Origin of the sequence: Tepidiphilus succinatimandens (genome assembly GCF_006503695.1) — a bacterium.
GTDB lineage: Bacteria > Pseudomonadota > Gammaproteobacteria > Burkholderiales > Rhodocyclaceae > Tepidiphilus > Tepidiphilus succinatimandens.
In genome coordinates this window covers 12,653-38,178 of sequence record NZ_SBIK01000019.1, presented here as the reverse complement: position 1 = coordinate 38,178, position 25,526 = coordinate 12,653, and the positions used below count along the sequence as shown (strand labels likewise).

Genomic DNA, 25,526 nt, shown 5'->3' with positions numbered 1-25,526 from the left:
GGCCGCAGTGTGCCCAAAGCGGCCGTGGGCAGGAAAAAACCGGGGCACGAGGCCGCAACGAGCGGCCAAAACGGGGGGAAATCGAGTGGAATTCAGTGCCGAATGTCATGAAGAGTCTGCTTCACCCCAAATTCCCCGGAAAACGGGGGTTGATCGAGGTTCCCAAGAGATGCACGGAACAGTGGCTCCTTCCAGTCGCTTTTGCTTTTGTTTGCCGTTCGTCAGGGCGGTCTCGCCCTTCGGTCATGCTGGGATCGGTACAGCTTTCGCCAACGCGATATCCGCCGCCGAAAGCCCAAACAGTCGGCTTACGCGCCCTTCAACCTGGTCGCGCAGCGCAGTCGCGTGACGCTCATGCAGAATCCTTTGATGCGGCACCCGAGCGGCTTGAGCAGCATCATTTGCGGCAATCAGCTGCGCGACGAGCGCTTCGATATCCGCCCGCTCTGCCGGCGTCGCGGATGGAATTGGCAAATGCTCAATGAACTGCTTGCCGTGCGAATAATATCCACCCCGGAAGGAGCTGGTATGCGTGCGCACTATCGCTTCACTTAAAGGGTGATGCAGGACGGCCATCAGGAAGAAATTCGTCTCCGGCGCACCCTCGCGCGGCCGGATCAGATAGTAGGGGCCGTTTCCGCCCCCCGTCATCATGATGTTGTTGTCGTCGTAGGCATAGCGCGCTTCGCGCGACAGGATCGGAAGGATGATTTTCGGACTGTTAAATTTTGTCAGGCTCTGTGATCGTCCAAACTGATAGAACTGGCGCGTAGCCGCCGAGCCGCCGACAATATTGCGTCGTTCCAGTTCGGCTCGGCGCGCCGTCAGATAGGCCAGACAGAGAGGAAAGCGCTGCGCCATCTCCGCAGGCTGAATAAGCCGCGCCGTCGTCCTAGCTCCGTTGACGATCTCATATGGGAAAATCAGCCACGCGTTCGCTTCAGCCCGTGCGTAGGGATACAGGGTGACGTCGAGTAGGCAGGGGCGCAGTATGCCGCGCTCGATCGGCCAATCGCGGCCATTCCACCGGAGCGTCACTGTCTGCGGCGTCTCATCCGCGGCCCGGAAGATATAGATATCATCGGCGCTTGTCTGGACACCAACGAAGATCTCCGCTGCGTCACCGAGCTCACGGCCACAGGCCGCACGGACGCGGTCAAACAGCGCGCGCGTATCGGCATCGGCAAACTGCCACGGGTCATCTGTAAGCTCGGCGGCCGGCATGATGCTTCTCGGCCCTGGCGTGCCATACCGCCAGGAATCCAAGGTTTCCACCCGCTCTACAGCCACATGGTCTCTGCCTTGCCGGTCAAGGATCAGGATACAGGTGTAGTTGGTGGCCATGCGCCCGAATACCTGCTGCACGCCAAAGTGCACGATCTCTTCGAGCGGTTGGCCCGTCGTCACCAGCCGCCGGAGCGCCCTGCCTGCCTGGATCGTCATGAACTTGTGCGGAACGATGAAGCCCAACCGGCCGTCCGGCCGCACGAGCGACAGCGAGCGCTCAATGAACAGCGCATACTTGTCAAAGTTATCTTGTTTCGCCGTGGTATAGGGGGAGCGGGCAGATCGATAGAAAGCGGCTTCCTCCGGCGAATAGGCCTGCATGTTCTGGATGCGGATATAGGGCGGGTTGCCAACGATCACATCGAAGCCGCCGCGCGCATGTTCTGTCGGAAACTCGTCGGCCCAGGAGAACGGATTGACCTGCTCCAGAATCCGCGCGGGCATACTGCCTCTAGCGGCGGTCCACTCCGCCTGACTGACGAGACTGTTGCCCGCCCGCAGCGTTCCACTCAGGTCCGGCAGCGCTGGCGTGCCCGTCCGATTTACATAGTCGCGCAGGTCGGCTTCACTCTCATCTTCGATCAACTTCAGGAGGAGGCTGAACCGGGCGACTTCAACCGCGTTCGCGTCGATATCGACGCCGCGAATATGCGCCAGCAGGATGCGGCGCTTTTCCTCGAAGGTCAGGCGCCACTGCCCTGCTGCTGCCTCATAGATCGTCCGGCCAACATAGCTGGTACGATCGTTGGCGAGGTACCAGGAGAGGTAGTGATCGGTCAGAAACTCGAAAGCCGATAGAAGGAAAATTCCCGAACCGCAGCAGATGTCAGCGACCGTGAAAGACTCCAGATCGGCGGGAGACTTTCCGGCCAGCTTAGGGCTAAGCGTGCGCTGCACGATGGCATCAACGATGTAGCGTGGAGTCGGCACGACGCCGCCGCTGTCCCGCACTTCCGGTTTGCTGACGATCTCGACGTTCCCATGACCATCGATCGTTATGGTCTCGCCTAGGAACTGTTCGTAGATTTCCCCTAGGACTTCGGTTTCCACGACCGCGAAGGTGTAGGGACTCTGCGGGTAATACAGCTCGTTGATGATGCCGCTCAGCACGTCATCGCTGATGCGAATGCCGAGCCGCGCATCATCGAGCAGCCGAAACAGGCCAGAGTCATAGAAAGCGTCGGCACGGCGCAGCTCCGCCATAAGAGCATCGAAACTGTTGCCGGCGGCCAAGCCGCGCAGCGTCTCGTATCGCTCGATATCGCGATCCTCGCAGATGCGCAGGAACACGATCCGCGACAGGAACAGCTGTACCGCATAGGTCAGCTCTATCGGGGAAAGGCCGGGGACTTGCCGGTGAATATCTCGCGCCAGCCGCTCGCGCCACGATCGCACCTGGCGGAGGAAATAGTCGTCAAATTGATTAGCGCCCTGCCGGGTCACATCGACGGAGAATCGCCGGTCAAAGTCGCCAGAATATACTGCCTCGCGCGACAGAAGCGGCCACAACTCGTCAAAACGCGCCTCAAACTCGTCGTATCTGACCAGCAGGATGCGCGCGACATGCGCTTCGTCTGTGAGGTTTGGAGACGGCCGGCAATCATAGACCGCCAGCTGATGAAAATTGGTCAGGATCGCGATGGGTAGGCTGGCCGAGTACCCGTAGCGTCGCGTTTGAAACGCCGCTTCGCGGTTGCGGTCGATACGCACACTCGGCTTCTTTGCTTCGACAAACAGCTTACGCTGCCGGGCAAGACGAAGCTCGTAATCCGGTTTCTTGGAAAGCCTTTCCTCTCCGACTTCAACCGTCGCCTCTTCAATCACTTCCCGAAGCCCAAGCGGTTGGCCGGCTGCATTGTGGACGTCCCACCCAAAGGCCGCGAGCAGTGGTGTGATGAAGTCGGTGCGGGCCTGCGTCTCGTTATAGGCTGGTCGGAGGTAATCGGCTTCGTTGCGGCGAAATTTCCGGACCAGATCAGCCACCTTGAGGCGGGCAGCATCCTTGGGGCTAACGACCGTCATGCTGCACCTTTCCGCCCGCTGCGACGGCGAGAGTTCCGCCGGTCCCGCATCTGTGTCCAGACGCTCTTCAAGAGGTTGCATTCCGCGACCGACAGGCCCATATGCCCGCGCAGGATAATCTTTGCGTTTTCTTCAAGAACATCGTCCAGCCGACCGGCGCGGACAAGCTGGTCCACTTCCTTAAGCGGCATCGCCCCGTTGAGCTGCGCTGGCATCAGCAGCCGCTCGGCTTCTGTTGGCTCAAGCTCCAGCACACCGCCGCCATAACTCCGGCCTTCGATCTCGGCTGACGCCGCCGTGAGCCAGGTGTACGTGTTGGCAATGACCCGCTCCGGGTCTGCGCCATGGCTTCGTATCCGGTGGATCGTGTCGGTGGACGTGGCTCCCGAAGCATTCAGTACCATGCGCGGAAAATCGTAAATCTGCCGAAAAGCAAAACCGTCCGGTACCCATACAGAGGGCACCAGATACCAAGGATCACGGATCGAGCACTTGTATCCCCTATGAAAGTTCTTTCGCTCGCCTTCCTCGATGTACCGGCGAAGTTTTGCACTGAGCTTGCCGGCTTGCGCCTTTGAGATGTTGAGTAGGTGAACGCGATCACCCCTGGCCGCGAGGGATTGCCAGTCGGCCTTGCTGATTGTGCTACCCTTGAGCTGGGCAGAGCGGGACACCAAGGGCGTCGTGTAGCCTTCAAGCCCCAACTCCTCTACCTGTTCGGATGAAAGCACGAAAAACTCGTTCTTCCCTGTGACGACACCAACGTCGATACTGGCATACGAGGACATAGGTGTCGTGATTGCTGCGTCGCGCAGCTCGCGCATGAACGCAATCTGCCGATTGTCGAGGAAGTACTTCAGCCACTTCTCGCTGTCATGCCGGATAACCTTGGGCTCCGCCTGTTTCAGCACCAGGCTAGGCTCGACCTCTGTGATCTCAGCGACCGTCTGAACCGCCGTCAATGCGACTTGGCAGGTGTTATCTTCAGATGCGGATGCCAGCGCTCCATCCGCTAGAAGCAACACAACTTCCTGTTCGGCATTCTCGAAGAACAGTTCATTGCAGGCGATCACATCGATGCGTTCAAAATGGTCTGTCAGATAAGACCGAAGCTGCGCCGCGTAGGTTACTTGTAGGATTTCCGCCGGCAGAACGAGCGCAAGGCGACCACCGGGCTTCAAGCTGGCGGTCGCAGCCACGACAAATGGCACCCAAATATTGGTCAGACGATTTGGCGTTAGCCCTTGCTCCCCCATGATCGCCATGGCGAGGGTGCGATGTGGTTCCGGAAACGACTGGTAGCGAATGAACGGCGGGTTGCCGATAATGGCATCGAAAGCTGGTTGATCAGTCTCCTGCCACCACGCGAAAAAATCGGAATTATGGACAACTTTCTCGGCCGACTTTCCGAGTTCGGAGCGGAGACGTTCAGCGGCTGCTTTTGCTTCATGGGCGATAATCTCGACGCCACGTAGCTGGCGTGCGATCTTGGCAGGCGTGGCGCCCAGGGAGCGGAGGCGGCGCACTGCTGCTTCAAGGAAAACGCCATTACCGCAGCTTGGCTCCAACACGGCGTCGCCAGCAGACTGGATTGCCCAGGCGCATAGCCAATCGGCAACAGTCGGCGAGGTGTAGTAACCGCCCCGCAGCTTATCCTCATCCAAATCAGCAAATCGACCACGCGGAGTGATACCAAGAGAAGCGCCCTTGCGCGTACTATTGCGCGCTTTAGTGTGACCGGTTGTCATTCTTTCCCCACACGAACATGAAGTAGCGGCATGTCATCTTTCAGCAGGCGGTCAATCGCTTCACGAATGACCCATGCCACCGATACCCGGTTCTTGCGGGCAATCTCGTTCAGTTGGCGATGCTGCTCCGCCGTGAGACTGACGGACAGGCGGTGTGCGGTCTTGTCGTCGCTAGTATTGGTGAAATCTTGCATGGCGGGTCATTTTGCATCAATATGCACCACTATACACCATAGTGGTGCACAACGGCAAGTGGTGACCCACATCGTTGGTGCTCGAAAACGTCTTACCTATGCGCAAGTACTAGCAGATGATCATCCGGAGCTACTGCGGGACAAACCTTGATCGGGTCAAGGAGGCAATGATGAAGGCGTTTGTTGTCCGCGCGCCCCGCCCTCGCTTCTTGGCGAGCCAAAGCTTCAGTAGCCCGGCAACCCGCCCCAGGTCGCCGTTGACCCTTACCAGGTCAGCCACGGCCGTCAGGTCAAGGACAGAGCGGACCGGGTGATTCAGCCCTGCCGCCCGCATGTAGGCCGAAACCGAAAGCCCGGCCTCGGCAGCCCGAGTGGCTATCTTGGCCCGCTCTTCGGGCGTCACCCATACCTCTAGCCGCATCCCCCGTGGCCGCTTGCCCCGCCCCTTCGCGGCCAGCCTGTCCCCTTCCTTCATGTCCTTCGTGCCCCTGTTTCTGCCCCAAGCCGCGGCAGCGTCGGTGCGCCTCGCAGAGTAGGATGCCGTCGAGCCGCAGGCGAGTAAGGGGCGGTGTTGAGCCGGTGCGTGCTTGCGCGTACCGGTACAACACACATCTTGCCGTCAAAGCTCACTGCGAACTTATGCGATCTTTCGCGATCGACGCGCGAATCGACGATCAATCGCACGTCTTCGCGCATCATCGCGTTTCGTCGCGTACGTTCGCGCTTCGTCGCATGGAATCGCACATATTCGCGCAACATGGCCTGCGCGCGGTCGCGATGGGCACCAAAAGGAAAGGGGCCGTTCGGCAGATTCCAGCGGCCTCTCGATTCACAGACAAAACATGCATCTGCCACGCCGCCCAGGGGCCGGACAGTCAACGGCGACACGGGTGTTGAGCCGCCCCTCGGTGGAGGTGCTAACAGATTACACGTGCCCTTCCCGGCCCTTGTCTCTTTTGGTGTCCTGAAGGAAGGCAAGGCCTCGGCCGCGCAGCGGACGAAGGCCGCGCCGAGTGGATCATCCTTATGGATGATCTTGGATGGAGCCGGAACAATCGACATAAGTCTTTGTCCTGTAATGAGTTTTCCAACACCTCCGGTTACCGTTAGGACGGGGGTTGGTTACCGAAAAGACGGGAGTTGGCTACCGTTAAGGAAGGTCTGAACAACCCGCCGAACCCTCGTGATTTCGCGGTTCGAAGGCCGAAATCACGTCAATCCGGTCGGAATCCCACGTGTTGCTGCCCCGCCAGACGGGTTTCCCCGTCCAGCGGACGCACTTATCCCGCCGCCGGCAGCAATCGCCGGCGCGCCATCCACAGGTTCGACAGCGCAAACAGCGTCAGCACCTGTGCCGCGTTCTTCGCGATGCCGCGGTAGCGCACCTTCATGTAGCCGAACTGCCGCTTGATCACCCGGAACGGTCAGATTCCAAGAACGCGATAAAGATCTTCTTTCGCCCCCTGCGCCAGCTCGACGGCCTCGATCGTCTCACTGTGTGCATCACGTACGACCGAAGCGCGGGTCTCTTTGCCATCCTTGGGCTGCCTGGCGATCACGAGCAATACCGACTGGCGGTAGCCGTTCTCCTGCTGCGCCGGGGCCGTGGCACCTGCCGCGGCCAGCATGAAGCGGCCGATCCCGGAGCCGATTGCTCCCAACGCCTTCCTTGCCGGCGGCTCGATGGCCTGTGCCGGGCTCTCCAGAAGATTCCCGACGCTTTTCGTCAGGCCCTCGTGCATTTTCGTCTCAGGGACGACGAATTCTCCCTGTATGAGATAGACCACCTCTGCCTCTTCTCGATCCTGAACGACGACATGGCCCCGCTCCTGGAGCAGCTTGCGCAACGCTTCGGTCTCGTTCGGCGCGCCCTCGAATTCGATCCAGATTTTCTTCCCCAGGTCGGGACTGAAGGCGTCGCTCATCCGGTTCTGCGCCGCATCGGGCAGTGTCGCCTGCGCTTGAGATTGCACGCCGGCAGAGGCGACCGCCGTGACTGCTGCTTTGGTCGAAGCACCCGCATCGGGCACGGCAGAACCCGCCCCGCTCGCCTGCGGTGCGGAGGGGATGGAGGTTTCGTTCGCGCTTGCCAAGAGGATCGCGGCATCCTGCGAAGTCTGCTTGACTTTCGCCAGTTCTTCGGCGTTGTCGACGATCGCCTTCGTGCCCGCCTGAGTCAACCCAGTATCCTTGAGCGCATCGGCTTGCGCGAGCACCCCCTGCGCCTTGGCTTGCGGAATACCCGCAGCCACCATTGCGTCTGCCTGCCGAAACGCCGCTTCGTTGTGCATCCGCTGTTCGGCGCGCCAGACCGGGTTGTTTGCCATCAGGTCCGCCTGGGCTACGACCAGGCTCGGACTGCTCATGGCAGCCCGTCCGACGACGCCGGCAATTCCGCCCACCGTCAGCACCCGATCGCGCTCGGCCTTTTGCTGAGCTTCGGCATACTCGACAAACGCCTGCGTCTCCTTGGATGCTTGCCAGGTTTGTTTGAGTTTCAACACGAGCCGCTCACGGTCGATGGGCCGCAGATTCGGCATGGCCTCGATTTCGTCGATTTGCTTTTGCATCTGCTCGGCAAGCTTGCGCTCCTGTTCTTCCTTCTCGCGCGCCTCGGCTTCGGGGTCGCGCATCGAGTCCTTGATGGTATCGACGGCTTTCCCGCCTGCGGCACGGACGAGTTCGCCGCCCGCCTGGATGCCGATGTTCACGATGTCGCCAATACCGAAGGCGTGAGCGTTTGTCGCGCAAAACGCTGCAACGATGTTGGCTGCAATGAGTTTCTTCATGTTTTCTCCTTTCTTCAACACCGCTCACGTGAGCGCAAGGTCTTCGCTGCACCCGCACGAGAGCGCTTGCCCAAAACACACCGGGCACTGCTCGACATCGCAGCCCGGAATATGATATTCGCCCATCGGAACACCGCAATCCGGGCAACGGTCGCCTTCCCACATGTCGGTTTCGTACCCGAACCGGATGCGTTTCGGCTTGGCAATACGGTTTGCCGCAGTTCTTTTTCTGCGTTTCGCCATAACCACCTTCTTCTATGTCCGCATCAGCTTCCGGTGGCGCTCCAGCGTCGTCTGGCAGACTTCCGCTTCCACGTGCTCGAACATGGTCTGCTCCGCAGTACCTACTTTCCAACGGATTCCGGCTTTTGCCCTGCTTCGGATGATGCTTTCCCTTGCTCGGTCGGCAGGTAGATGCAAACCACGCCGCCACGCGTTAGCGCCACGCTATAGCGCATGTCGCAGTTTCTGGCGGCAAACAGAATGGGCAACTGCTCATTGCCGAAGGCGTCCGGCAGGAAGGCGATTTTCTGGCCCGGCGCGCAAGATGCTCCGCCAAACAGCGATTCGATGCCGACCTTGCAGAAAGTAGATTGATTCAGTGGCGCATCAGCCTGCTTTTTGACACCGGCTTTCGCCGGAACGTCTTGCTTTCCCTGATTGCAGCCTGCCGACAGGATGGCAAGCGCAAAGACGACTCCCAGTCTCTTGAAGCGCATCAATGCAACCTCCAATCAAAGTTCCTAATCCAGCCTTCCGGTCGCCAGCTCAGCATCCAGTTCGCCACGGCCTGCGGGCTGTTCTTGCGCAGCATCTCGCGGCCTTTCGCCAGGAGGCGCTCTTCGATGCGCTCCATCTGAATGGAAAACGCCTCCCACGATCGCTCGTGGTCTTCCGGACGAGCCGCCGATCCCATCGCATTCAGGTACATCTGGCGCATCTCGTCGGCAATACGCCATGCCGTCGATCTGGCGGCCCGCGCGACTTCCGGATGGATGCCGCCCGCACCCACCTCCGGCTTCCTGCCGCTCACCAGCGCATCGAACGCCCGGATCACCGCCAGGTGGAACTTCGGGCTGATCCACATCGCATAGGCATACACCAGCTCCTTGCAGACGTAGGTGCCCGGCGACGAGCCGCCGCGGACTACGCTAACCGGTTGATTTTGTGCCAAAGCAGGAATTCCTGCTTTGGCAATTTCTTCGATCAGCTCCTGCGTCTGCTGATTTTCAAGCCACAATGATGGCCGATGACGATTCTCCCCACCCGCCGCCTTGTGCAGGTCGTTCAGGCAGTACCGGCCCTCCGCGTCCTGCCGAATGGCGGTGTTGGCGACGACGAGCGCATGGTTCATGGCAGCGTCTTTCCAAAGACAACATCGGTATTCGCCGCTTCCATCCAGGCGGCGACTTTTTCCGGCCGCACGCCCTGCGCCAGGTGCTTTCTGGCTATCTCGGCCAGCCTTCGGGCCGCCTCGACCCGCACCCTGTTTCCAATCGTCCAGGATGTCTCGACAGAGACCGGATCTTCAGGATTCAGCCGCGACAGCAGCAGCCGACGCATCCAGTCCGCCTCGCGCCAGGCGCGGAACTCGATGGCCTCATCCACCAAAGGGTGGCCGGTTGACGATCCGTTCCTTCCCGCCCCAGGCATCGCGTAGGAGCCGGTCTTGCGGATGGATGGAAGCACTTCCGAGGTCACCCACTTCCTGAACTTTCTGGCTTCCGGTTTGCGGCTTTTCAGGATTGCGGCAAACAGACCGGATTCGCTGATAACGCTGGTTTTCTGCTGTCCACCGGGGGTACGCACAATCTGCGTACCCTTCTCATCCTCGTCCAGATTCCGTGTCATATCCGGCGCATTGCGGTAATCCAGTATCCTTGCAACATCCGTAGCGACGAACCACAGTTCCCCGTGGTCATCCGGCACGACGCGCACTGGCAGATCCCCGAAGTTGAACTGGACGATATCCCCGGTTTTCGGGCTGGAAGGCGCCATGGCTTCGGGCATGCTGTTCTCCTTTCTCAAAAACGCCGGAATGGCGGGTTCCCTGACGGGCGGCTGCGGCGGCCCGGCGATGTCCCGGATGCCGGCCAGCATGGCCAGCGCATCCTCGACCGGCAGCGCCTCGAACAACCCGTTCCCGAGGTTTCGATAGCCTTCAAGCTGCAGGCGCTTTCGCAGCGTCTCCGCGACCTTGTGCAAATGCCGGTCCGGCTCGGACACCAACGCTCCCTCGATCCAGGTGTGCGCGGCACGCGCATAGCGGCCCGCGTCTGTCAGGTGCAGGCGCGGGCGGCGCGTGGCCGAGACCCTGAGCGCGCCGTTGGCGAAGGTGATGAATACCAGCCTCGGATCGTCCTGTCCGAGGCCGTCCTTGATCGCCGGATGCGCCGCAACCCGATCCGGCGTGTCCCAGACTGCCCAGGCAATAGGCGTGGGTTTGGACATGGCTTTGCCTCCCGTCTCAATTCCGGAGGACACGGTAGCAGACGTACCGCCGGATTCTTTCCCGAACAGCGATCCGAAACTCGCCATTAAACTGTGCATCCGTGACGCGCTTCCCGCAGGCGTCCGGCTACCCGCGCCATCAGCGCCTCGCGGGCATGGGTGTATTCCTCGGCGAGGAAATCCAGTAGCTCGCGGACTTTCGCCGGATCACGGGCTTCTTCGGGATTCAAAAGATCGATCGCCGCTTGGAAACATTTGAAGATGCGTTCTTCGCGGTCGAGAAGGTCGAGTTCGTCCTGGGTCATTTTCACGCTCCTGTCGAGTCGAATACCCACGAAAGACCGTGGGCGGCCGGGTGCTAGCAACCGTCACAAGGCGGCGGGCGTATTTCCTCTTTCGAGGTCTTGTATTAGCCGCACACCCGGCCATCGACTCGGCAGGGAACCCGCCCGAGGAGGCGGCGGACGGATTCCGGGCGTAAAAATACCGCGAACTGTCGGGCGCGGAGACCGCTTGTGAGGTGTTGCTAGCACCTTGGCTAATTTATAGCATTTCCTTCGTCTGACGTCAAGAGATTTTTGTGCTATAGTGATAGCAGATGAACGGTATCTTATCTCTATCTTTGGAATGCAATGAAAGCGCTACACATCCGCAACCTATCCGACGATGTCCACGAGGCATTGAAGCGGCTTGCCAAGCAGAGCCATCGCAGCGTGCAGGAATACGTCCGCGCTCTGATCGAACGAGAGGTACGCCTTTCTCGGCCCTCGCCCATAGAGATTGCGCGTCAGTGGCGCAGCAAACTCTCCGGGCGGCCCCTTGGCGATACCGTCGAGGATGTGAGGAAGGACCGGTCGCGATGATCTGGGTCGTCGACACCTCCGCCGTCGTTCGGCTCTTCGTGCCAGATGGGCCGCTGCATCCCGACATCGAGCCGGCCATGAACCGGGCGATGCATGGCTCGGACGTCGTGTTGGCACCGGATTCGATGCTGGCGGAAGCACCCAACGTGCTATTGCGCAAGAAAAGGCGCGGCGAGTTATCCTCCGAGGAGGTCCAAGAGATCGTCGAGACGATCGTCTCCCTGCCGGTTCGCATCGAGCCGCATGCCTCACTGCTCGTTGCCGCCTTTTCTCTGGCCGACGCATACGATCTAACAGTCTACGATGCGCTTTACCTCGCTCTGGCCGAGCGTCATGGAGCGCGCATCATTACCTGTGACGAACGGCTCGAGCGCGCCGCGAAGACGCTTGGACTCGGGAATTGAGTGGCTTAACAATAGGGGACGACGATGGACAATACGACCGTGTTGTTATGGTTCGCATTATTCGGCAATCTCGTTCAAGCATATTACGCGGCAAAGTTCGGTTTCCGCGCCATACGCTCCTTCTTGAGGAGAGAGATACTCCCCGGTCTGCGTAATCTGGCGGTCGCTTGCGCCATTGCGGCTTTAGCTGCCGTTTTCCCATTGTCCCTCATCTCCGGCAACTGGGACATAGGCAGGTTTGCCCTGGTGATCTGCCTCATAACCCCATTAATCCTGGCGTGGAAGCCGTTGCGCAGAACAATTCCCAGAAGACCGATTATCATCGCTTACCTATTCTTCGCTTTTTCGGCGATGCTTCTAATCTCAGAAGAAAACATCCCTAAAGAGGTGATTCTGCCGATTATTGGAATGGGCTTCCTATTTTTGATAACCAACTCTTATGCTATTAGCGAGAGTAAAAGATCTTCCATCGGCCTGTTGGGGGGGTTCGCTTTTTCTTGGTACCTTGGTTTTTTTAAGTTCTTCCCGGAAAGCGGGAGCATATTGGAGGCACTCATACTTGGACTGGCTGTCCCACTTGTGTTTTTTGGTTTATTGTTCGGTGGTGGCTTCCTCTTGCTGTGGGTCCAAGATGCCGCCGAGGATCGCATACGCTGGATGACCCGCGTGCGCTTCGACGAAATCGAGCGCCTTCGTAGCGAGTATGGATACCATCGCTACTCTCAATCCAAAGCCGACGGTTCGCCCTGGCCCGGCAAGCAGGACAAGACTTCGGTGACGACCGACAAGGCAACTCGGCGCCGGCGCACTCGCGACGGACATTAGCGCTCATCGTCCGCTCGGCGGGGGCCCGTCGTCCTTGACCGCTTCGCCCCGCTCCGGCTGTTGCTGAGGCGGCACAGGCCGTTGCCCGCCGCCAAACAGATTCCCGATGCTGGAACCGTCCGCAAACCCGCCGAGCAGGTCCGCGGAGACGTCCGTTCCTCTACCCAACGTACCGCCTAGTTCGGCCGATACGGCTTGCTGCACCGTCGGTTGCACCGTGGGTTGCGCGGCCGGAGACGCGGGTTGTGCGACCGGGGGCTCAGGTTGCGTCCGGCTGGTATCGGCATTCTCTTGGATGAAACCGCCCACCCATTTCGCCCCGAGATTGCCGAGCCCGTCGCCAACGGCGAGCCCAAGACTGACGAAAGACCTTTCCGTTGCTTCGACTTTGTCATTGAACGCCTTCATGCCCGCACGCCTGGCTTGTTCCGCGACGGTCTCGGGGGGAGGACCGATGAAATTCCGGCCGAGCGTCTCGTTGAGAACTTTTTCTTCCGCTTTCGAGGCGGCACGCGTGGCAAACCAGTCTCCGGTCTTGCCCGACACCCACCTTCCGATGCCGCCCCAACCCGCCATCGCACTCACGAAAATACCCGTCTCCGCCCACGCCTGGCGTTCGCTGCCCTTGTAATTCTGAGCGGTTTCCTTCGCGAAGCTTCCGCTCTTCAGTCCCAGTTTTTCCCCATATTTGTCCAAGAGGAACGTCGTGCCTTCCGGGAGAACCGACGTGCCAGCGTTCGAAATCGCCCTTATCAAGAGAGATCCTGGGTCTTTCAGCAGATTTTCCAGCTCCCGTTTTTCCTTGGTTCCAAGATCGTCGATTCCTTTTGCCTCGCGCAGGATCTGGGAGCCGACGGCTTCCAGTTCCGCCTTCGCCTGGGCGGGCAACTGGCTGCTCACCCATTGACTCGGGCTGACGCCGGCGGCCGCGGCCGCATTTTCGATGGCGGAGAGATACCCTTCCCCTAGTTTGACGATCCGGTCTTGATTGCCGACCCGTTCCTTGCCGCGTTCGAAGAACGCCTGCACGTCCGCAGGCGTTTTCACTTCGCCCACACCGACCGATAGCGTCGGTTCGACGCGCTCCTTGAAGAATCTCTCCACGAACGGCGTGAGCAGCTCCGGATTCTTCTCGGCCATCTGCGCAACCGTTCCGGGATCGAAATTCCTGCCGAGCAGATCCAGCTCGTTGCGCTGCGTTCCCATCCAGTTGATGAACTGACGCACCATGCCGGTTTCCCAGGCGGCGGAGTTTTCCCTGGCGCGGTTCGCCTCCTCCTTGAAGGCCAGCGACTGCTGGTAGTTGGCCGACGCTTGCTCGGAATGACGCTGCAAACTGTCCAAACTCGCCCGCAGGGCCCGCATGCCCCTAGCCTCCGACGATTCGCCCGTGTCATACCGCGACTGGCGCGACACCTGATGGGCACGCTCCATCGCCTCCTTGAACGATTGAGCCTGCCTGATAGCGTCTTCCAGGTTCTTGCTTATCGATTCGGCGGCTTTGCTGCTGCCGGATGCCCTCAGTTTTGCCGTTACGCCGTTCCCAAGAAGATCGAGTCCGCCACTGGCCCCGAGCTCGCCCAGCACCTCCGCCGCCTTATCCTCCGATAGGCCGTGCTGCCTGGCGAAGTTCTTTACGACGTCCTGAGCTTTGCCGTAGGCTTGGCCGATCTTTGCTATGTCTTCCGACGTCGCGCTGTCGCCGGATTGGGCTCCGGTCGCGTGCGCGCGAATGAAGTCGCCCATCTTCTGGAACGACGCCACCGTTTCCGCGCCCGCGGCTACCATGTTGCCTACGGCCGCCGTTTCCGCTTCTTCCGACTTCCGCTGGAGTGCCGCGGATATCTTGCTTCCCGCGTTGAGCCGCATGTTGATCCGGTGCTGCATTGCCGATGCATCCACTGCGGTGAGGCCGTCCGCGAACGTGGTCGTGCTGACGCCATCGGCCCCCACGTCCGTGCGCACTGGCGCGCCCATGCGTATCGTTGGAGCCGTGTTGTACTGGCCCGCGGTCATCTGGTCGCTTCTCACGGTGTTGTCCAGAAACTTTCCGCCCGCCGCGCCGCCTCCCTGCATCCAGGCCCCCGCGGCACTCGATGCCGCCTGTAGCGTCCCCTGCACGAGGCCCCACGCAATAATCGGGATGGAAAGAGTGAGATAGGCCGCCACATTCATGTCGTCGACCGCTGTCGTACCCAACCAGGGGTCGTCTCAGAAAACGGAAAATAAAGCACGCTAAGCGTGCGTGGAGGCTGGCACCCAGCGGTACAGCGTCGGAATGGACACGCCGAGGTTCTTGGCCACGTCCTTGGGCGGCACCCCGCTGGCCAGCAGCTTCTTGGCCGACTCGATCTTGCTGTCGGTCATCTTCGGCTTGCGGCCGCCTTTGCGGCCGAGCTGCTTGGCGACTTCCAGCCCGGCGCGGGTGCGCTCGACGGTCAGCTCGCGCTCCATTTCGGCAAGGCTCGCCATGACGTGGAAGAAGAACCGCCCGGATGGTGTGCCGGTGTCGATGGAGTCGGTGAGGCTCCTGAACTGGACACCGTGCTTGTGCAGATCGCCGACCAGATCGACCAGTTGCTTGACCGACCGGCCCAGCCGGTCGAGCTTCCAGACGACCAAAGTATCGCCTTCGCGCAGCATTTCGAGCGTCTTGGCCAAGCCAGGCCGGTCTGCCCGCGTGCCACTCACCTTGTCCTCGAAGACCTTTTTACATCCGGCCTTGCTCAAGGCTTCGCGTTGCAGCTCCAGGTTCTGATCCTGCGTCGAGACGCGCGCATAGCCAATCAACATGGCTTGTCTCGCGCCCGGTCGATGCGTTCCTGCATCGCCTGCATCACTTCTTCGTGGGTGTACGATCTGGCGTTGGCGTCGGTGGCTTGCCGCAGGGCTTCCTCAACCTCGCGCGTCATCCGCTCGTAATCCTCCGGCCACAGCGCTTGCTCCATGCGCAGCGACGCCTGACCCAGCAGGTGCAGCAGGCTGAACAGCCGCATGTCGTTGGTGGCGACGATGCGCTCCCGAATCTGCTCCTGAATAGCTTCGCTAGCCCGATGCGCTTGTGGTGTGGCAGTCCCCTCGTAGTCAGCGGGGAATTCCGCTTCCTCGGCAATCCTTGCCCAGGCGCTGGCCAGCGCCTCGATGGTTGACGTGCTCATTTCCGCCGCTCCTGTGCTCTTTGGCGAATCAACCGGCCAAGGGGCCTCGACGCGAAAACCAGCAGCATCACGCCTATCGGATACCAGGTCGAGAAGACCACCAAGGCATCGAAGGCTGGCCGTCCGGTGTTGGTAGGCAGTACGGCGGTCACAGCCATCAACCCGCCGACCGTCCAGATGATGCGCCACACGTAGGGCATCACGCGGGGCACGTAGCCGTCATCGAAAGCGGTCTGGTAGTAGCGGCGCAGGCCGCGCTCGGCAAGCGCCTGGCGCTGCCGCTCCGACAGCGCATCCGTCCGGCCATACCAGCGCCGGAATGGTGGACAGCGCAGCAGCAAAGGGGTGAAGAGGATCATCACCGCCACGATCGCGACACCCCACGCCATGACGGCGCCGGCATCGGGCCGCTTGGCGTTCTCGATCACGGGCGCGAAGACGCCCGGAGCACCGATCATCCAGAACAGCGCAATGTGCTGATGGAAGGAGAGCTTCATTTGCTCATCCACTTGCGCAGCAGGCGCTTTTTCAGGGAGGCGCGTTCTTGCGGGTTGCGTCCCTTGTGATTGGCGATGCGATCCGCCGTGGCGGCCTGGCGCTTGACGGGCCAGTAGGAGCGGCCATCCTTGCCCATCGACCAGACGCTGCTGGCCTGGTTTTCCAGCAGGGGCAGATGGGCGCTCAGGGCTTCGGGCGACGCGCTGGTCAGCGCCGTGCGCTCACGGGTGCGCCAGCGCTGATGCCAGAGCTTCTTGTCCTCGCGCTCGCTGCCGCAGGTCGTGTGCCCGACGATGGGTGTTTTGCGGCGGCTGCGGCTCATAACGTAGTGGTCTCCAAGAACATTCAGGACTGATCCCAGGCGTCGATGGTCAAGACCTGATCGGCAGGACAGGCGGCTACGCGGTCGGGAACTGGATGGTGTTCAGTCTCATGCCGACCCCATTCGATTGATCGCGTCGCTTGCGGCACGCTGCGACGCAAGGAGGTTTGCGACCTGGTTTAGCAGCCGTGTCCGCTGCATGTCTGTTACCTATCTCCCCGACCGCTCATTGGACCAACTCCAGAGATTGGGCTCTATCGCTCAGCCAATACGAAACCGGCATTGGCTGGTGCCACAACCGAGACGAACACAAATGGCTCGGTACCTGTATTTCGCGCCCCGTGCACTTGGCCCGGTCTTGCCACGGCTATCTCACCTTCCCTGAGGGCACGAACAATCCCATTGCCCTGAAAGTAATCAGCCATTCCCGACAAAACAATCCACGTGTCTTGGCCGTGAGGATGAATGTGAGCCGCAATTTCCTGCCCGGGATGGACATGCCAAACCACGATAATTGAGTCTCGGGTTTCAAGCACAACGGAACGAATAGGCTCGCCTTCGGACGGCTGAACATACTCGGCTACAGAAAATATTCTCGATTCAACAGTCATCGGAGATCCCTCTTTCACAGTGCCCCCAGACAGGCTGGATATGAGTTCTAACTCGAATTTGAACGGGAGGCTGGTCGTGCGGTCGTGCAGTTGCCGATGAGCGTGTCGGCTGCTGCCTCCTTGCCCACCAGCGAACTCACGTCCGTTGCGGCCATCCAGAAGGTCTTGCCCGAGCGCGGCTCATAGGTCGCGGGATCGAACACGCCAGAGGGGCCGAACATCGGCGGCTTGATTGGTCATGGCTCCATGCCTTTGTCGTTACGGTCTTCATCGTCGGCATCCTGACGCACGGCGGGCAATTGCTGGAGCAACGCCGGCAGCCATTCCTGTACCGTCTCCCACACCACATCGAGGTTGATGTCGAAATAGCCGTGAGCCATGCGATTACGCATATTGCGCATGCTGCGCCACGGCACGTCGGCATGCGCCTGGGTGAACTCGGCGTAGCCATCCATCACCTTTGTGGCCGCCTCGCCGATGACGATCAGGCTCATGATGACGGCCTGCTGGGTGCGCTTGTCGGCCAAGAAGTCGTCCTTGGCCATCCCTTCCACGAAGCTGCGCGCATCGGTTGCGGCCTGCTGAATGTGGTCGAGGTAATCGGGCAGGCGGTTCTCGCTCATATCGGTTGCGCCTCCGCGAGCACCTTGGCCCGGAACTTCGGCGGCAGGTCGCCGGGAGTCAGCAGATCGACGTCAACGCCGAGCAGCGATTTCAGTTCTTCTTCCAAATCGCCCAAGTCCAACAACGTGGCACCGGGCAGCGCATCGACCAACAGGTCGAGGTCGCTGCCATCCCGGTCGGTGCCATGCAGCACCGAGCCGAAGACGCGCGGGTTCGCGGCGCGAAAGCGGCCTACCGCTTCACGCACTGCGCTTCGCTTCATGTCAAGCACAACAGACGGTCGCATGCGCATCCTTTCTTATCGAAACTCGTTGAGATGATATGCAATAAAGAATAGAATTTCAAGAACTATTTTCGAGAATCGCAATGCCTTGATTCCCGTGCCGCGCCGGTTGCCTTGGCGGGCTTGTCACAAACCTACGTTTTCAAGAAGAAGGAAACCGCATGCCCCGCCGTTCGATCCTCTCCGCCGCCGAGCGCGAAAGCCTGCTGGCGTTGCCGGACACCAAGGATGAGTTGATCCGTCACTACACGTTCAGCGAAAGCGACCTCTCCATCATCCGGCAGCGGCGCGGCCCGGCCAATCGGCTGGGCTTCGCGGTGCAGCTCTGCTACCTGCGCTTTCCCGGCGTCATCCTTGGCGCTGATGAGCCACCGTTCCCGCCATTGCTGAGACTGGTCGCCAACCAGCTCAAGGTCGGCATCGAAAGCTGGGACGAGTACGGGCAGCGTGAGCAGACCCGACGCGAGCACCTGGTCGAGCTGCAAACGGTGTTCGGCTTCCAGCCGTTCACGATTGGCCACTACCGGCAGGCTGTCCAGTTGCTGACCGAGCTGGCCATGCAAACCGACAAGGGCATCGTGCTGGCCAGAGCCTTGATCGAGCACCTGCGGCGGCAGTCGGTCATTGTGCCCGCCCTCAACGCCGTCGAGCGGGCGAGCGCCGAAGCGATTACCCGCGCCAACCGGCGTCTCTACGACGCCTTGGCTGAGCCGCTGACGGACGTGCATCGCCGTCGCCTCGACGATCTGCTCAAGCGCCGCGACAACGGCAAGACGACGTGGCTGGCCTGGCTGCGGCAATCCCCGGTCAAACCGAACTCGCGGCACATGCTGGAACACATCGAACGCCTCAAGGCGTGGCAGGCGCTCGACCTGCCCTCCGGCATCGAGCGGCTGGTTCACCAGAACCGGCTGCTCAAGATCGCCCGCGAGGGCGGCCAGATGACGCCCGCCGACCTGGCGAAGTTCGAGCCGCAGCGGCGTTACGCGACCCTGGTGGCGCTCGCCATCGAGGGCATGGCCACCGTCACCGACGAAATCATCGACCTGCATGACCGCATCCTGGGCAAGCTGTTCAATGCCGCCAAGAACAAGCATCAGCAGCAGTTCCAGGCATCCGGCAAGGCGATCAATGCCAAGGTGCGGCTGTTCGGGCGCATCGGCCAGGCGCTGATCGAGGCCAAGCAAGCGGGCCGCGATCCGTTCGCCGCCATCGAGGCCGTCATGTCCTGGGATGCTTTCGCCGAGAGCGTCACCGAAGCGCAGCGGCTCGCGCAACCCGAGGACTTCGATTTCCTGCACCGCATCGGCGAGAGCTACGCCACGCTGCGCCGCTACGCGCCGGAATTTCTCGACGTGCTCAAGTTGCGGGCCGCGCCCGCCGCCAAGGACGTACTCGACGCCATCGAGGTGCTGCGCAGCATGAACAGCGACAACGCCCGCAAGGTGCCCACCGACGCGCCGACCGAGTTCATCAAGCCGCGCTGGCAGAAGCTGGTGATGACCGACACCGGCATCGACCGGCGCTACTACGAACTGTGCGCGCTGTCGGAGCTGAAGAACGCGCTGCGCTCCGGCGACATCTGGGTGCAAGGCTCGCGCCAGTTCAAGGACTTCGAGGACTACCTGGTGCCGCCCGCGAAATTCGCCAGCCTCAAGCAGGCCAGCGAATTGCCGCTGGCCGTGGCCACCGATTGCGACCAGTACCTGCATGACCGGCTGACGCTGCTGGAAACGCAGCTCGCCACCGTCAACCGCATGGCGCTGGCCAACGAGCTGCCGGACGCCATCATCACGGAGTCGGGCCTGAAGATCACGCCGCTCGATGCGGCGGTGCCCGATACCGCACAGGCCCTGATCGACCAGACGGCGATGATCCTACCGCACGTCAAGATCACCGAATTGCTGCTGGAGGTAGACGAATGGACGGGCTTCACCCGGCACTTCGCCCACCTGAAGTCAGGCGACCTGGCCAAGGACAAAAACCTGTTGCTGACCACGATCCTCGCCGACGCGATCAACCTGGGCCTGACCAAGATGGCGGAATCGTGCCCCGGCACGACCTACGCCAAGCTGGCCTGGCTGCAAGCCTGGCACATCCGCGACGAAACCTACGGGGCGGCACTGGCCGAGCTGGTCAACGCGCAGTTCCGACATCCCTTCGCCGAGCATTGGGGCGACGGCACCACGTCATCGTCGGACGGCCAGAACTTCCGCACCGGCAGCAAGGCCGAGAGCACCGGCCACATCAATCCGAAATACGGCAGCAGCCCAGGGCGGACGTTCTACACCCATATCTCCGACCAGTACGCGCCGTTCCACACCAAGGTCGTGAACGTCGGCGTGCGCGACTCGACCTACGTGCTCGACGGCCTGCTGTATCACGAATCCGACCTGCGGATCGAGGAGCACTACACCGACACGGCAGGGTTCACGGACCACGTCTTCGCGTTGATGCACCTGCTGGGCTTCCGCTTCGCCCCGCGCATTCGTGACCTGGGCGACACCAAGCTCTACATCCCGAAGGGCGATGCCACCTACGAGGCGTTGAAACCGATGATCGGCGGCACGCTCAACATCAAGCACGTCCGCGCCCATTGGGATGAAATCCTGCGGATGGCCACCTCGATCAAGCAGGGCACGGCGACGGCCTCGCTGATGCTCAGGAAGCTTGGCAGCTACCCGCGCCAGAACGGCCTGGCCGTCGCCCTGCGTGAGCTGGGACGCATCGAGCGCACACTGTTCATCCTGGACTGGCTGCAAAGCGTCGAGCTGCGCCGCCGCGTGCATGCCGGGCTGAACAAAGGCGAGGCGCGCAACGCGCTGGCCCGCGCCGTGTTCTTCAACCGCCTGGGGGAAATCCGCGACCGCAGCTTCGAGCAGCAGCGCTACCGGGCCAGCGGCCTCAACCTGGTGACGGCGGCCATCGTGCTATGGAACACGGTCTATCTGGAGCGGGCCGCGAACGCCTTGCGTGGCCACGGTCAAGCCGTCGATGACGGCCTGTTGCAGTACCTGTCGCCGCTCGGCTGGGAGCACATCAACCTGACCGGCGATTACCTCTGGCGCAGCAGCGCCAAGATCGGCGCGGGCAAGTTCAGGCCGCTACGGCCGCTGCAACCGGCTTAGCGTGCTTTATTTTCCGTTTTCTGAGACGACCCCAACCAGTTGGTCAGGTTGCACGAGAGATAGGCATTCCCGTTGGCCGCGACCATCGAGCTGACCTCGCTCTTCGTCTTGATGTTCATCATGTAGTTCATGACCGCATAGAGCGGGGGCCACAGCTGCACCCAGAGCAGTGACCCGACGTATCCCTTGAGAAAGGTTCCGGCATACTGTCCCGCCACCACGATCATGATCACGACGATCGGAAACACCGCATAGGCGATCATTTCGACCGCATTCCGGAACTTGGGCATGCCGCTCATGGCCACCGAGTACATCGACGTCGTGGCGGTCTTGAAGCTGCGGATTCCTGCGGCCGTAGCGGTTGCTTGCTGAACTTGCGCGGCATCTCCGATCTGCGCGGCTACCCTGGCAGGAGCATCGATGAGGTAGTTGCATAGGGCTCCCTGCTTGATCTGGTCAAGCACCGGCGTCGCGGTTGACGATGGGGCGAAGAACTGCTGCGTGCTCAGCAATGCGTTCGACAGCGCCACCTTCGCAGCGGCCATCGACATTTCCGGGAACAGCCCCTGCGCTTTCAACCCGAGCACGGTATTGGCATCCAGGTTCAGTTGCGCGGTCAGCGCGGCGTATGCCTCTGGGCAGCTCATCGTACTGGCAACGGAGGGGTCGTTGTAGTCGGCGATGGTAACCAGCAATCCCGGATTGGTGTTGCTGAACGCCTGCCATATATTCTCGGTCGTGGCGAGCGTGGATGGGCTGATATATCCAGTGGCAAGATCCGGTATGACGCATTCCCGATAGAACTCGTCGAGATTGCGCATGAGCACGGGACTGGAGAACTGGGTGCCGAGGCGCTCGAGCATGACCCTGTGCCCGAACAAGGTTCCCGTCTTCCGTAATTGAACGTCGTCGGGCAGCGAGAAGACCGTCTCGAAAGCGGTCGTTAGCCAATCCCCGATCTTGCTGGTCCCATGAGCGAGCGCCGCAAGGCCGATCGGAACGTTGGAGACGACCTGGGATGGGTTCGTTCCGGTTCGATCGACGATCAGCACGTTGCTCTTCGGAACGAGCAGCATCCCATGCAGCAGCGCGAGCATGACCACCCAGCGCCAGAAATCTTCCTGGCGGCTCCGCCCCGCAAGAACAGCCACGACCAGACTGATGATCACCACGAGCGCCAGCGTGCGCAGCAGGCCGTTGAAGTCTCCGCTGCCGGTGATGGCCGCGACCGCGTTGAACACATTGACGAGCTCCGTCGTGTTCCAGTACGCGTAGATTTCGAAATTCACCAGTTTGCGCGGGAAACCCCGGCCTTCAGGCCGGGGAGGGAGAGCGCGGCGTGCAGGGCACGCCCCTTTTCCCGCTTCCTCCTTTCGTCAAGTCGCTCTCTTGATGAATGGTCCCTCTTTTCTGCCCGTCGAGCCGATGCAGGCAAATTGCCGCTATTGGTTGAACGTCAGAAGCGACTTCTGCACGTCGCCCGGCATCGATCTCATCATGGTTTCATGAAGCCACTGTATGGTCTTCTGCAGCTCCGCCGTCGATACGGCCTTCTGGTATTGCGCCACATACTCGGCGGAGGCGAGCTGCCGGACCTCCGCGATGCGCTGGTTCAAGCTCGAGCTCGCCTGCACGACGTCCTGCGCCTGGGCCGCCATGTTGTTGGAAAGCGCCTTTTGCAGGGTGTTTGCCATCTCGTTGAACCAGTTGTAGGCAAGCTCGACGGCCACGACCTGGGCATAGTTGTTGGTCAGAAGCGCAGGGCCGCTCCTGCTCATGGCGGCAACGTTGGCCAGCCTCCACACGGGAATCGACGAATTCATGTAGACCGCGTAGTCGATGCCGCTGAAACTCTGCTTCTGGCGGCTCACGATCTTGTTCGTGGCATTCTCCATGGTCCGACGGACATGCCACGACAGCGATGCGACGGACTGATTCGGGACCGCAGCCGGATTCATGCAGTCGTAGTCGTTGCATTTGAGAAGGGTGACGTCGCTCTTGGTGGACGACTCCGGGTTGCCGATGAAATCCGAGAACTTGACCCCGGTCGGACCGACGTAACGCCAGAGTGGCGTGGTGCCGTTTTCGTTTCCCGGATCGCCGGGCGGGACAATGATGATGGTCCCGACCATGCTCATCATCAGCTCTTTCAGCTCGTCGGGCGCGCTGGTTTTCTGGAGGGCCTTCCAGACGACGTTGCCGGGTTGCAGGATTTCCTTCAGATTTGCATCAGCGCTGGCGGCCTTTTGGCGGGCCTGCTTCTTGGCGGTCTTGTCTTTTCGCCACTCGTCGAATGACTGGAAGCTGTCTGACCAGAGGTTCGAAAGAGTGGAACCCGTGCCCTGGGCGTTCGCCTGCTCTTTCTTGTCGGAGAGCATGGGGCCCAATGTGGCCGTGGTGATGCCCTCCGCCAACTGGCAGGAGTTGAGGTTCATGCCGTTGATCTTTGATGCCTGGTCCTGGAGGTATTGCATGAGGTCGGCCAAATCGGGGGAGACCGATTTCACCGCCATCATGAATGCGTACGAGATGGCATTGTTGGCGATGTTGCGCAGGAGCGCGGTCAGCTGCTCGCTGTTGATGAACGAGAAGGAACCGGCGAAGAGGTCGATCCCTCCGCACCCGCCACGGATGCTGGGTGGCGCTATCGACGCGAGCTGATAGTTGCGGATCGGCGTGCGCATGTACATGCTGCCGCCGGTGTACACGGTCGAGGTTTGACCCTGAACCATCTGCGCGCCGGTCACGTTGCCGTAGGCTCCCATTTCGTTGAACCAGGACTGCATCTCGGACTGGATGCTGGCCGATGCCGACGCGCTGAATGTGACCGCGATCGCTGCCGCGATGAGACGTTTCCTGAGCATAGGTATTCCCTTTTGCAAGTGACCGACGATCCGGTTATCTAACGTAGGCGGGTCCTCATGCAGCCGGCCAAAAGCGGACACTTTGTGTCCATTTCTGATTAGTACAGCTCACCCGGCCGTGTACTGGTGAGGATGTAGATGCGCTCGATCACGTCCTGAGCGGAAATCACCCCGGAGCCCAACGGAATCAGCCGCTTGTCCCTAATGTTCCCCAGCACCAACGTGGGAACTTGCTGGATGCCGAGCCTGGCAGCCATCCCGTTATCGCGCAGAGGATTCGGGTACTCCGACAGGCCTCCTCCATCCAGGCTGACGGGAAGTACGGTAATACCGTAGGCTTCCGACAGAAATTTGAGTGTCGGGGCCATGCGATGGCAGTAGGGGCAATCCGAGCGAAAGAAGAAGAACAGCCCCCATTCCTTGTTGATCTCGTCCAGCGTTCGCTTCTCTTCGGCCTTGCGCAGGTTCGTATAGGTCGCGATGGCAGCGTTGTTCGCCGGACGCTTCAACTCGTAGTTCATTTCCGGGTTTTGCCAGATGACACGGCGCCAGACATCTGAGAATACGGATGCGCGCTGCATCAAACTCTCTTGAGCCGCGATGTAGGCTTTGACGTTTTCCTGGGTCGGTTGCAAGATGGCGAGCGCCCTCTTCGCTTCTAGTTCCTTGCGCAGTTTCTCGATCTCTTCAAGGGCGATCTCTTCCTTGGTCTTGGCTTTCTTGGGTGGCTGCCGTTCGGTTGGCTTTGTCTCCTCGACTTGGCAATACCAGTTGAACTTCGTGCTGTCGCACTGCCAGACTGACGGATAGTCCAGCCCGCTCGATGGCGTACCTGCCATCGCCGACGCTGCCGCCGTCAAAGACAGCGCCCAGGCCAGCTTCCGGCCGAACATTACCTTCCCCCCGAGAGCAGTTCTTTGACCCTCCACGTCATGTCCGGTATTCCCGATGCGCCGCCCGTTTCAGGAAGCCGCAGGATCGCCGCCGCGTTGACGACGGCGCAATCGCATTCCCTGGCGACGACATCCAGCGCGCCATCGACTCTTCTGGCGTAATCTTCCGCCGACAAGAGTAGGGCCTTTTGCTCTTCCTCGGACATGCCGGGCTTGATCTTTTCCGCCAGGTTTTTCTTTTGCTCGTCGAACAGGCTTCCCACGTCCACACGAACCATGCGCGGCGATGGGTGGGTGTATATCCATGCGGCGCCGACGATGCACGCCGACAACACCGATAACGCCCATGTAACGATGTGAGCCTTCAACGCAATCCTGCTCTCAAAAACGCGCACAAAGGTGCGCACGGTTTTCTTCCTGCCCTGAGCCGTCTCGATGACCGTGCTCGTGCCTGACAGGCGTCACTTTCCCGACTGCTCCAGGAACCCCTCCTGAAGCAGCGCCGCCGTTACCGGACGACTTCGTCACGGGTAGGGCAGTTGCGGTTGCCAGCCGTTGAATT

The 25,526-nt window shown here is 60.8% G+C and carries 24 protein-coding genes and 2 pseudogenes; 4 read left to right on the top strand and 22 right to left on the bottom strand.

Annotation, left to right across the window (positions count from 1 at the left end):
• Positions 1-243 precede the first annotated feature (243 nt).
• From EPD82_RS10880 to EPD82_RS10835, 10 genes and pseudogenes are all read right to left on the bottom strand, one after another.
• Complete coding sequence (locus EPD82_RS10880; protein WP_141056654.1) at positions 244-3,309, bottom strand: Eco57I restriction-modification methylase domain-containing protein; 3,066 nt, start codon at positions 3,307-3,309, stop codon at positions 244-246.
• Positions 3,306-5,057, bottom strand: coding sequence for an Eco57I restriction-modification methylase domain-containing protein (locus tag EPD82_RS10875; RefSeq protein WP_141056653.1), 1,752 nt, complete (start codon positions 5,055-5,057; stop codon positions 3,306-3,308). The genes EPD82_RS10880 and EPD82_RS10875 overlap by 4 nt, the downstream gene beginning before the upstream one ends.
• Positions 5,054-5,251 (bottom strand): ribbon-helix-helix domain-containing protein, encoded by a 198-nt coding sequence (locus EPD82_RS10870; protein WP_141056652.1) that lies wholly within the window; start codon positions 5,249-5,251, stop codon positions 5,054-5,056. The genes EPD82_RS10875 and EPD82_RS10870 overlap by 4 nt, the downstream gene beginning before the upstream one ends.
• A 187-nt stretch (positions 5,252-5,438) precedes the next feature.
• Positions 5,439-5,672, bottom strand: a pseudogene (locus EPD82_RS12440) (plasmid mobilization protein); the annotation flags it as partial.
• An 859-nt stretch (positions 5,673-6,531) separates the two neighbouring features.
• Positions 6,532-6,675 (bottom strand): annotated as a pseudogene (locus tag EPD82_RS10860) (IS5/IS1182 family transposase); the annotation flags it as partial.
• Positions 6,676-8,040 carry a hypothetical protein gene (locus EPD82_RS10855; protein ID WP_141056650.1) on the bottom strand — a complete coding sequence of 455 codons (1,365 nt, stop codon included), beginning with the start codon at positions 8,038-8,040 and terminating at the stop codon, positions 6,676-6,678.
• A 344-nt stretch (positions 8,041-8,384) separates the two neighbouring features.
• Positions 8,385-8,759 (bottom strand): hypothetical protein, encoded by a 375-nt coding sequence (locus EPD82_RS12085; RefSeq protein WP_206202281.1) that lies wholly within the window; start codon positions 8,757-8,759, stop codon positions 8,385-8,387.
• On the bottom strand, positions 8,759-9,394 hold the full coding sequence (locus EPD82_RS10845) for a KilA-N domain-containing protein (RefSeq protein ID WP_141056649.1): 636 nt from the start codon (positions 9,392-9,394) through the stop codon (positions 8,759-8,761). Before EPD82_RS10845 ends, EPD82_RS12085 begins: the two co-directional genes overlap by 1 nt.
• Positions 9,391-10,491, bottom strand: a complete 1,101-nt coding sequence (locus EPD82_RS12080) for a BRO-N domain-containing protein (protein WP_206202280.1) — start codon at positions 10,489-10,491, stop codon at positions 9,391-9,393. Before EPD82_RS12080 ends, EPD82_RS10845 begins: the two co-directional genes overlap by 4 nt.
• Positions 10,492-10,577: 86 nt before the next feature.
• Entirely contained in the window at positions 10,578-10,796 is a 219-nt protein-coding gene (locus EPD82_RS10835) for a hypothetical protein (RefSeq protein WP_141056648.1), read from the bottom strand.
• A 327-nt stretch (positions 10,797-11,123) separates the two neighbouring features.
• On the opposite strand from EPD82_RS10835, the gene EPD82_RS12435 reads away from it, so the two are divergent.
• From EPD82_RS12435 to EPD82_RS10825, 3 genes are read left to right on the top strand one after another with little or no spacing between them, the layout of a single operon-like run.
• Positions 11,124-11,354 carry a FitA-like ribbon-helix-helix domain-containing protein gene (locus EPD82_RS12435; protein ID WP_420824934.1) on the top strand — a complete coding sequence of 77 codons (231 nt, stop codon included), beginning with the start codon at positions 11,124-11,126 and terminating at the stop codon, positions 11,352-11,354.
• Entirely contained in the window at positions 11,351-11,758 is a 408-nt protein-coding gene (locus EPD82_RS11950; protein WP_055424348.1) for a type II toxin-antitoxin system VapC family toxin, read from the top strand. Before EPD82_RS12435 ends, EPD82_RS11950 begins: the two co-directional genes overlap by 4 nt.
• 24 nt (positions 11,759-11,782) lie before the next feature.
• The gene (locus tag EPD82_RS10825; protein WP_141056646.1) at positions 11,783-12,583 is read left to right on the top strand and encodes a hypothetical protein; all 801 of its coding nucleotides are present in this window, start codon (positions 11,783-11,785) and stop codon (positions 12,581-12,583) included.
• A gap of 3 nt (positions 12,584-12,586) precedes the next feature.
• On the opposite strand, the gene EPD82_RS10820 is transcribed toward EPD82_RS10825, so the two are convergent.
• The 8 genes from EPD82_RS10820 to EPD82_RS10785 all read right to left on the bottom strand — a co-directional run bounded on the left by EPD82_RS10820 (position 12,587) and on the right by EPD82_RS10785 (position 18,082).
• Positions 12,587-14,758 (bottom strand): hypothetical protein, encoded by a 2,172-nt coding sequence (locus EPD82_RS10820; RefSeq protein ID WP_141056645.1) that lies wholly within the window; start codon positions 14,756-14,758, stop codon positions 12,587-12,589.
• Between the two features lie 60 nt (positions 14,759-14,818).
• Entirely contained in the window at positions 14,819-15,376 is a 558-nt protein-coding gene (locus tag EPD82_RS10815; protein ID WP_003100847.1) for a recombinase family protein, read from the bottom strand.
• Positions 15,370-15,741: a hypothetical protein gene (locus EPD82_RS10810; protein ID WP_003100853.1), complete on the bottom strand. Its 372-nt coding sequence runs from the start codon at positions 15,739-15,741 to the stop codon at positions 15,370-15,372. The genes EPD82_RS10815 and EPD82_RS10810 overlap by 7 nt, the downstream gene beginning before the upstream one ends.
• Entirely contained in the window at positions 15,738-16,238 is a 501-nt protein-coding gene (locus EPD82_RS10805) for a hypothetical protein (protein WP_003100856.1), read from the bottom strand. The genes EPD82_RS10810 and EPD82_RS10805 overlap by 4 nt, the downstream gene beginning before the upstream one ends.
• Positions 16,235-16,561, bottom strand: a complete 327-nt coding sequence (locus EPD82_RS10800) for a hypothetical protein (RefSeq protein WP_003100858.1) — start codon at positions 16,559-16,561, stop codon at positions 16,235-16,237. Before EPD82_RS10800 ends, EPD82_RS10805 begins: the two co-directional genes overlap by 4 nt.
• A gap of 254 nt (positions 16,562-16,815) precedes the next feature.
• Entirely contained in the window at positions 16,816-17,172 is a 357-nt protein-coding gene (locus tag EPD82_RS10795) for a cupin domain-containing protein (RefSeq protein WP_141056644.1), read from the bottom strand.
• 236 nt (positions 17,173-17,408) lie between these two features.
• Positions 17,409-17,795 carry a HepT-like ribonuclease domain-containing protein gene (locus EPD82_RS10790; RefSeq protein WP_141056643.1) on the bottom strand — a complete coding sequence of 129 codons (387 nt, stop codon included), beginning with the start codon at positions 17,793-17,795 and terminating at the stop codon, positions 17,409-17,411.
• Positions 17,792-18,082 (bottom strand): nucleotidyltransferase family protein, encoded by a 291-nt coding sequence (locus tag EPD82_RS10785; protein ID WP_001247892.1) that lies wholly within the window; start codon positions 18,080-18,082, stop codon positions 17,792-17,794. The genes EPD82_RS10790 and EPD82_RS10785 overlap by 4 nt, the downstream gene beginning before the upstream one ends.
• A 158-nt stretch (positions 18,083-18,240) precedes the next feature.
• On the opposite strand from EPD82_RS10785, the gene EPD82_RS10780 reads away from it, so the two are divergent.
• Positions 18,241-21,207, top strand: coding sequence for a Tn3-like element ISPa38 family transposase (locus EPD82_RS10780; protein WP_003100881.1), 2,967 nt, complete (start codon positions 18,241-18,243; stop codon positions 21,205-21,207).
• On the opposite strand, the gene EPD82_RS10775 is transcribed toward EPD82_RS10780, so the two are convergent.
• From EPD82_RS10775 to EPD82_RS10760, 4 genes are all read right to left on the bottom strand, one after another.
• On the bottom strand, positions 21,204-22,496 hold the full coding sequence (locus tag EPD82_RS10775) for a conjugal transfer protein TraG N-terminal domain-containing protein (RefSeq protein ID WP_170210830.1): 1,293 nt from the start codon (positions 22,494-22,496) through the stop codon (positions 21,204-21,206). The two genes, EPD82_RS10780 and EPD82_RS10775, sit on opposite strands and share 4 nt — an antisense overlap.
• A 153-nt stretch (positions 22,497-22,649) precedes the next feature.
• A complete protein-coding gene (locus EPD82_RS10770; RefSeq protein WP_141056641.1) occupies positions 22,650-24,071 on the bottom strand; it encodes a conjugal transfer protein TraH in 1,422 nt (473 codons plus the stop codon).
• A 98-nt stretch (positions 24,072-24,169) separates the two neighbouring features.
• Complete coding sequence (locus EPD82_RS10765) at positions 24,170-24,964, bottom strand: conjugal transfer protein TraF (RefSeq protein ID WP_141056640.1); 795 nt, start codon at positions 24,962-24,964, stop codon at positions 24,170-24,172.
• A complete protein-coding gene (locus EPD82_RS10760) occupies positions 24,964-25,371 on the bottom strand; it encodes a pole-localizer TmaR family protein (RefSeq protein ID WP_055424343.1) in 408 nt (135 codons plus the stop codon). Before EPD82_RS10760 ends, EPD82_RS10765 begins: the two co-directional genes overlap by 1 nt.
• Between the last annotated feature and the right edge of the window lie 155 nt (positions 25,372-25,526).

Bases quoted from the DNA above. Each gene is read 5' to 3' on its own strand.
- EPD82_RS10790 (WP_141056643.1), bottom strand. From the start codon at position 17,795: ATGAGCGAGAACCGCCTGCCCGATTACCTCGACCACATTCAGCAGGCC.
- EPD82_RS12080 (WP_206202280.1), bottom strand. From the start codon at position 10,491: ATGTCCAAACCCACGCCTATTGCCTGGGCAGTCTGGGACACGCCGGAT.
- EPD82_RS10815 (WP_003100847.1), bottom strand. From the start codon at position 15,376: ATGTTGATTGGCTATGCGCGCGTCTCGACGCAGGATCAGAACCTGGAG.
- EPD82_RS10785 (WP_001247892.1), bottom strand. From the start codon at position 18,082: ATGCGACCGTCTGTTGTGCTTGACATGAAGCGAAGCGCAGTGCGTGAA.
- EPD82_RS10845 (WP_141056649.1), bottom strand. From the start codon at position 9,394: ATGAACCATGCGCTCGTCGTCGCCAACACCGCCATTCGGCAGGACGCG.
- EPD82_RS12085 (WP_206202281.1), bottom strand. From the start codon at position 8,759: ATGCGCTTCAAGAGACTGGGAGTCGTCTTTGCGCTTGCCATCCTGTCG.
- EPD82_RS10795 (WP_141056644.1), bottom strand. From the start codon at position 17,172: ATGACTGTTGAATCGAGAATATTTTCTGTAGCCGAGTATGTTCAGCCG.
- EPD82_RS10810 (WP_003100853.1), bottom strand. From the start codon at position 15,741: ATGAGCACGTCAACCATCGAGGCGCTGGCCAGCGCCTGGGCAAGGATT.
- EPD82_RS10780 (WP_003100881.1), top strand. From the start codon at position 18,241: ATGCCCCGCCGTTCGATCCTCTCCGCCGCCGAGCGCGAAAGCCTGCTG.
- EPD82_RS10820 (WP_141056645.1), bottom strand. From the start codon at position 14,758: ATGAATGTGGCGGCCTATCTCACTCTTTCCATCCCGATTATTGCGTGG.
- EPD82_RS11950 (WP_055424348.1), top strand. From the start codon at position 11,351: ATGATCTGGGTCGTCGACACCTCCGCCGTCGTTCGGCTCTTCGTGCCA.
- EPD82_RS10855 (WP_141056650.1), bottom strand. From the start codon at position 8,040: ATGAAGAAACTCATTGCAGCCAACATCGTTGCAGCGTTTTGCGCGACA.
- EPD82_RS10825 (WP_141056646.1), top strand. From the start codon at position 11,783: ATGGACAATACGACCGTGTTGTTATGGTTCGCATTATTCGGCAATCTC.
- EPD82_RS10805 (WP_003100856.1), bottom strand. From the start codon at position 16,238: ATGAAGCTCTCCTTCCATCAGCACATTGCGCTGTTCTGGATGATCGGT.
- EPD82_RS12435 (WP_420824934.1), top strand. From the start codon at position 11,124: ATGAAAGCGCTACACATCCGCAACCTATCCGACGATGTCCACGAGGCA.
- EPD82_RS10875 (WP_141056653.1), bottom strand. From the start codon at position 5,057: ATGACAACCGGTCACACTAAAGCGCGCAATAGTACGCGCAAGGGCGCT.
- EPD82_RS10835 (WP_141056648.1), bottom strand. From the start codon at position 10,796: ATGACCCAGGACGAACTCGACCTTCTCGACCGCGAAGAACGCATCTTC.
- EPD82_RS10770 (WP_141056641.1), bottom strand. From the start codon at position 24,071: ATGCTCAGGAAACGTCTCATCGCGGCAGCGATCGCGGTCACATTCAGC.
- EPD82_RS10880 (WP_141056654.1), bottom strand. From the start codon at position 3,309: ATGACGGTCGTTAGCCCCAAGGATGCTGCCCGCCTCAAGGTGGCTGAT.
- EPD82_RS10800 (WP_003100858.1), bottom strand. From the start codon at position 16,561: ATGAGCCGCAGCCGCCGCAAAACACCCATCGTCGGGCACACGACCTGC.
- EPD82_RS10870 (WP_141056652.1), bottom strand. From the start codon at position 5,251: ATGCAAGATTTCACCAATACTAGCGACGACAAGACCGCACACCGCCTG.
- EPD82_RS10765 (WP_141056640.1), bottom strand. From the start codon at position 24,964: ATGTTCGGCCGGAAGCTGGCCTGGGCGCTGTCTTTGACGGCGGCAGCG.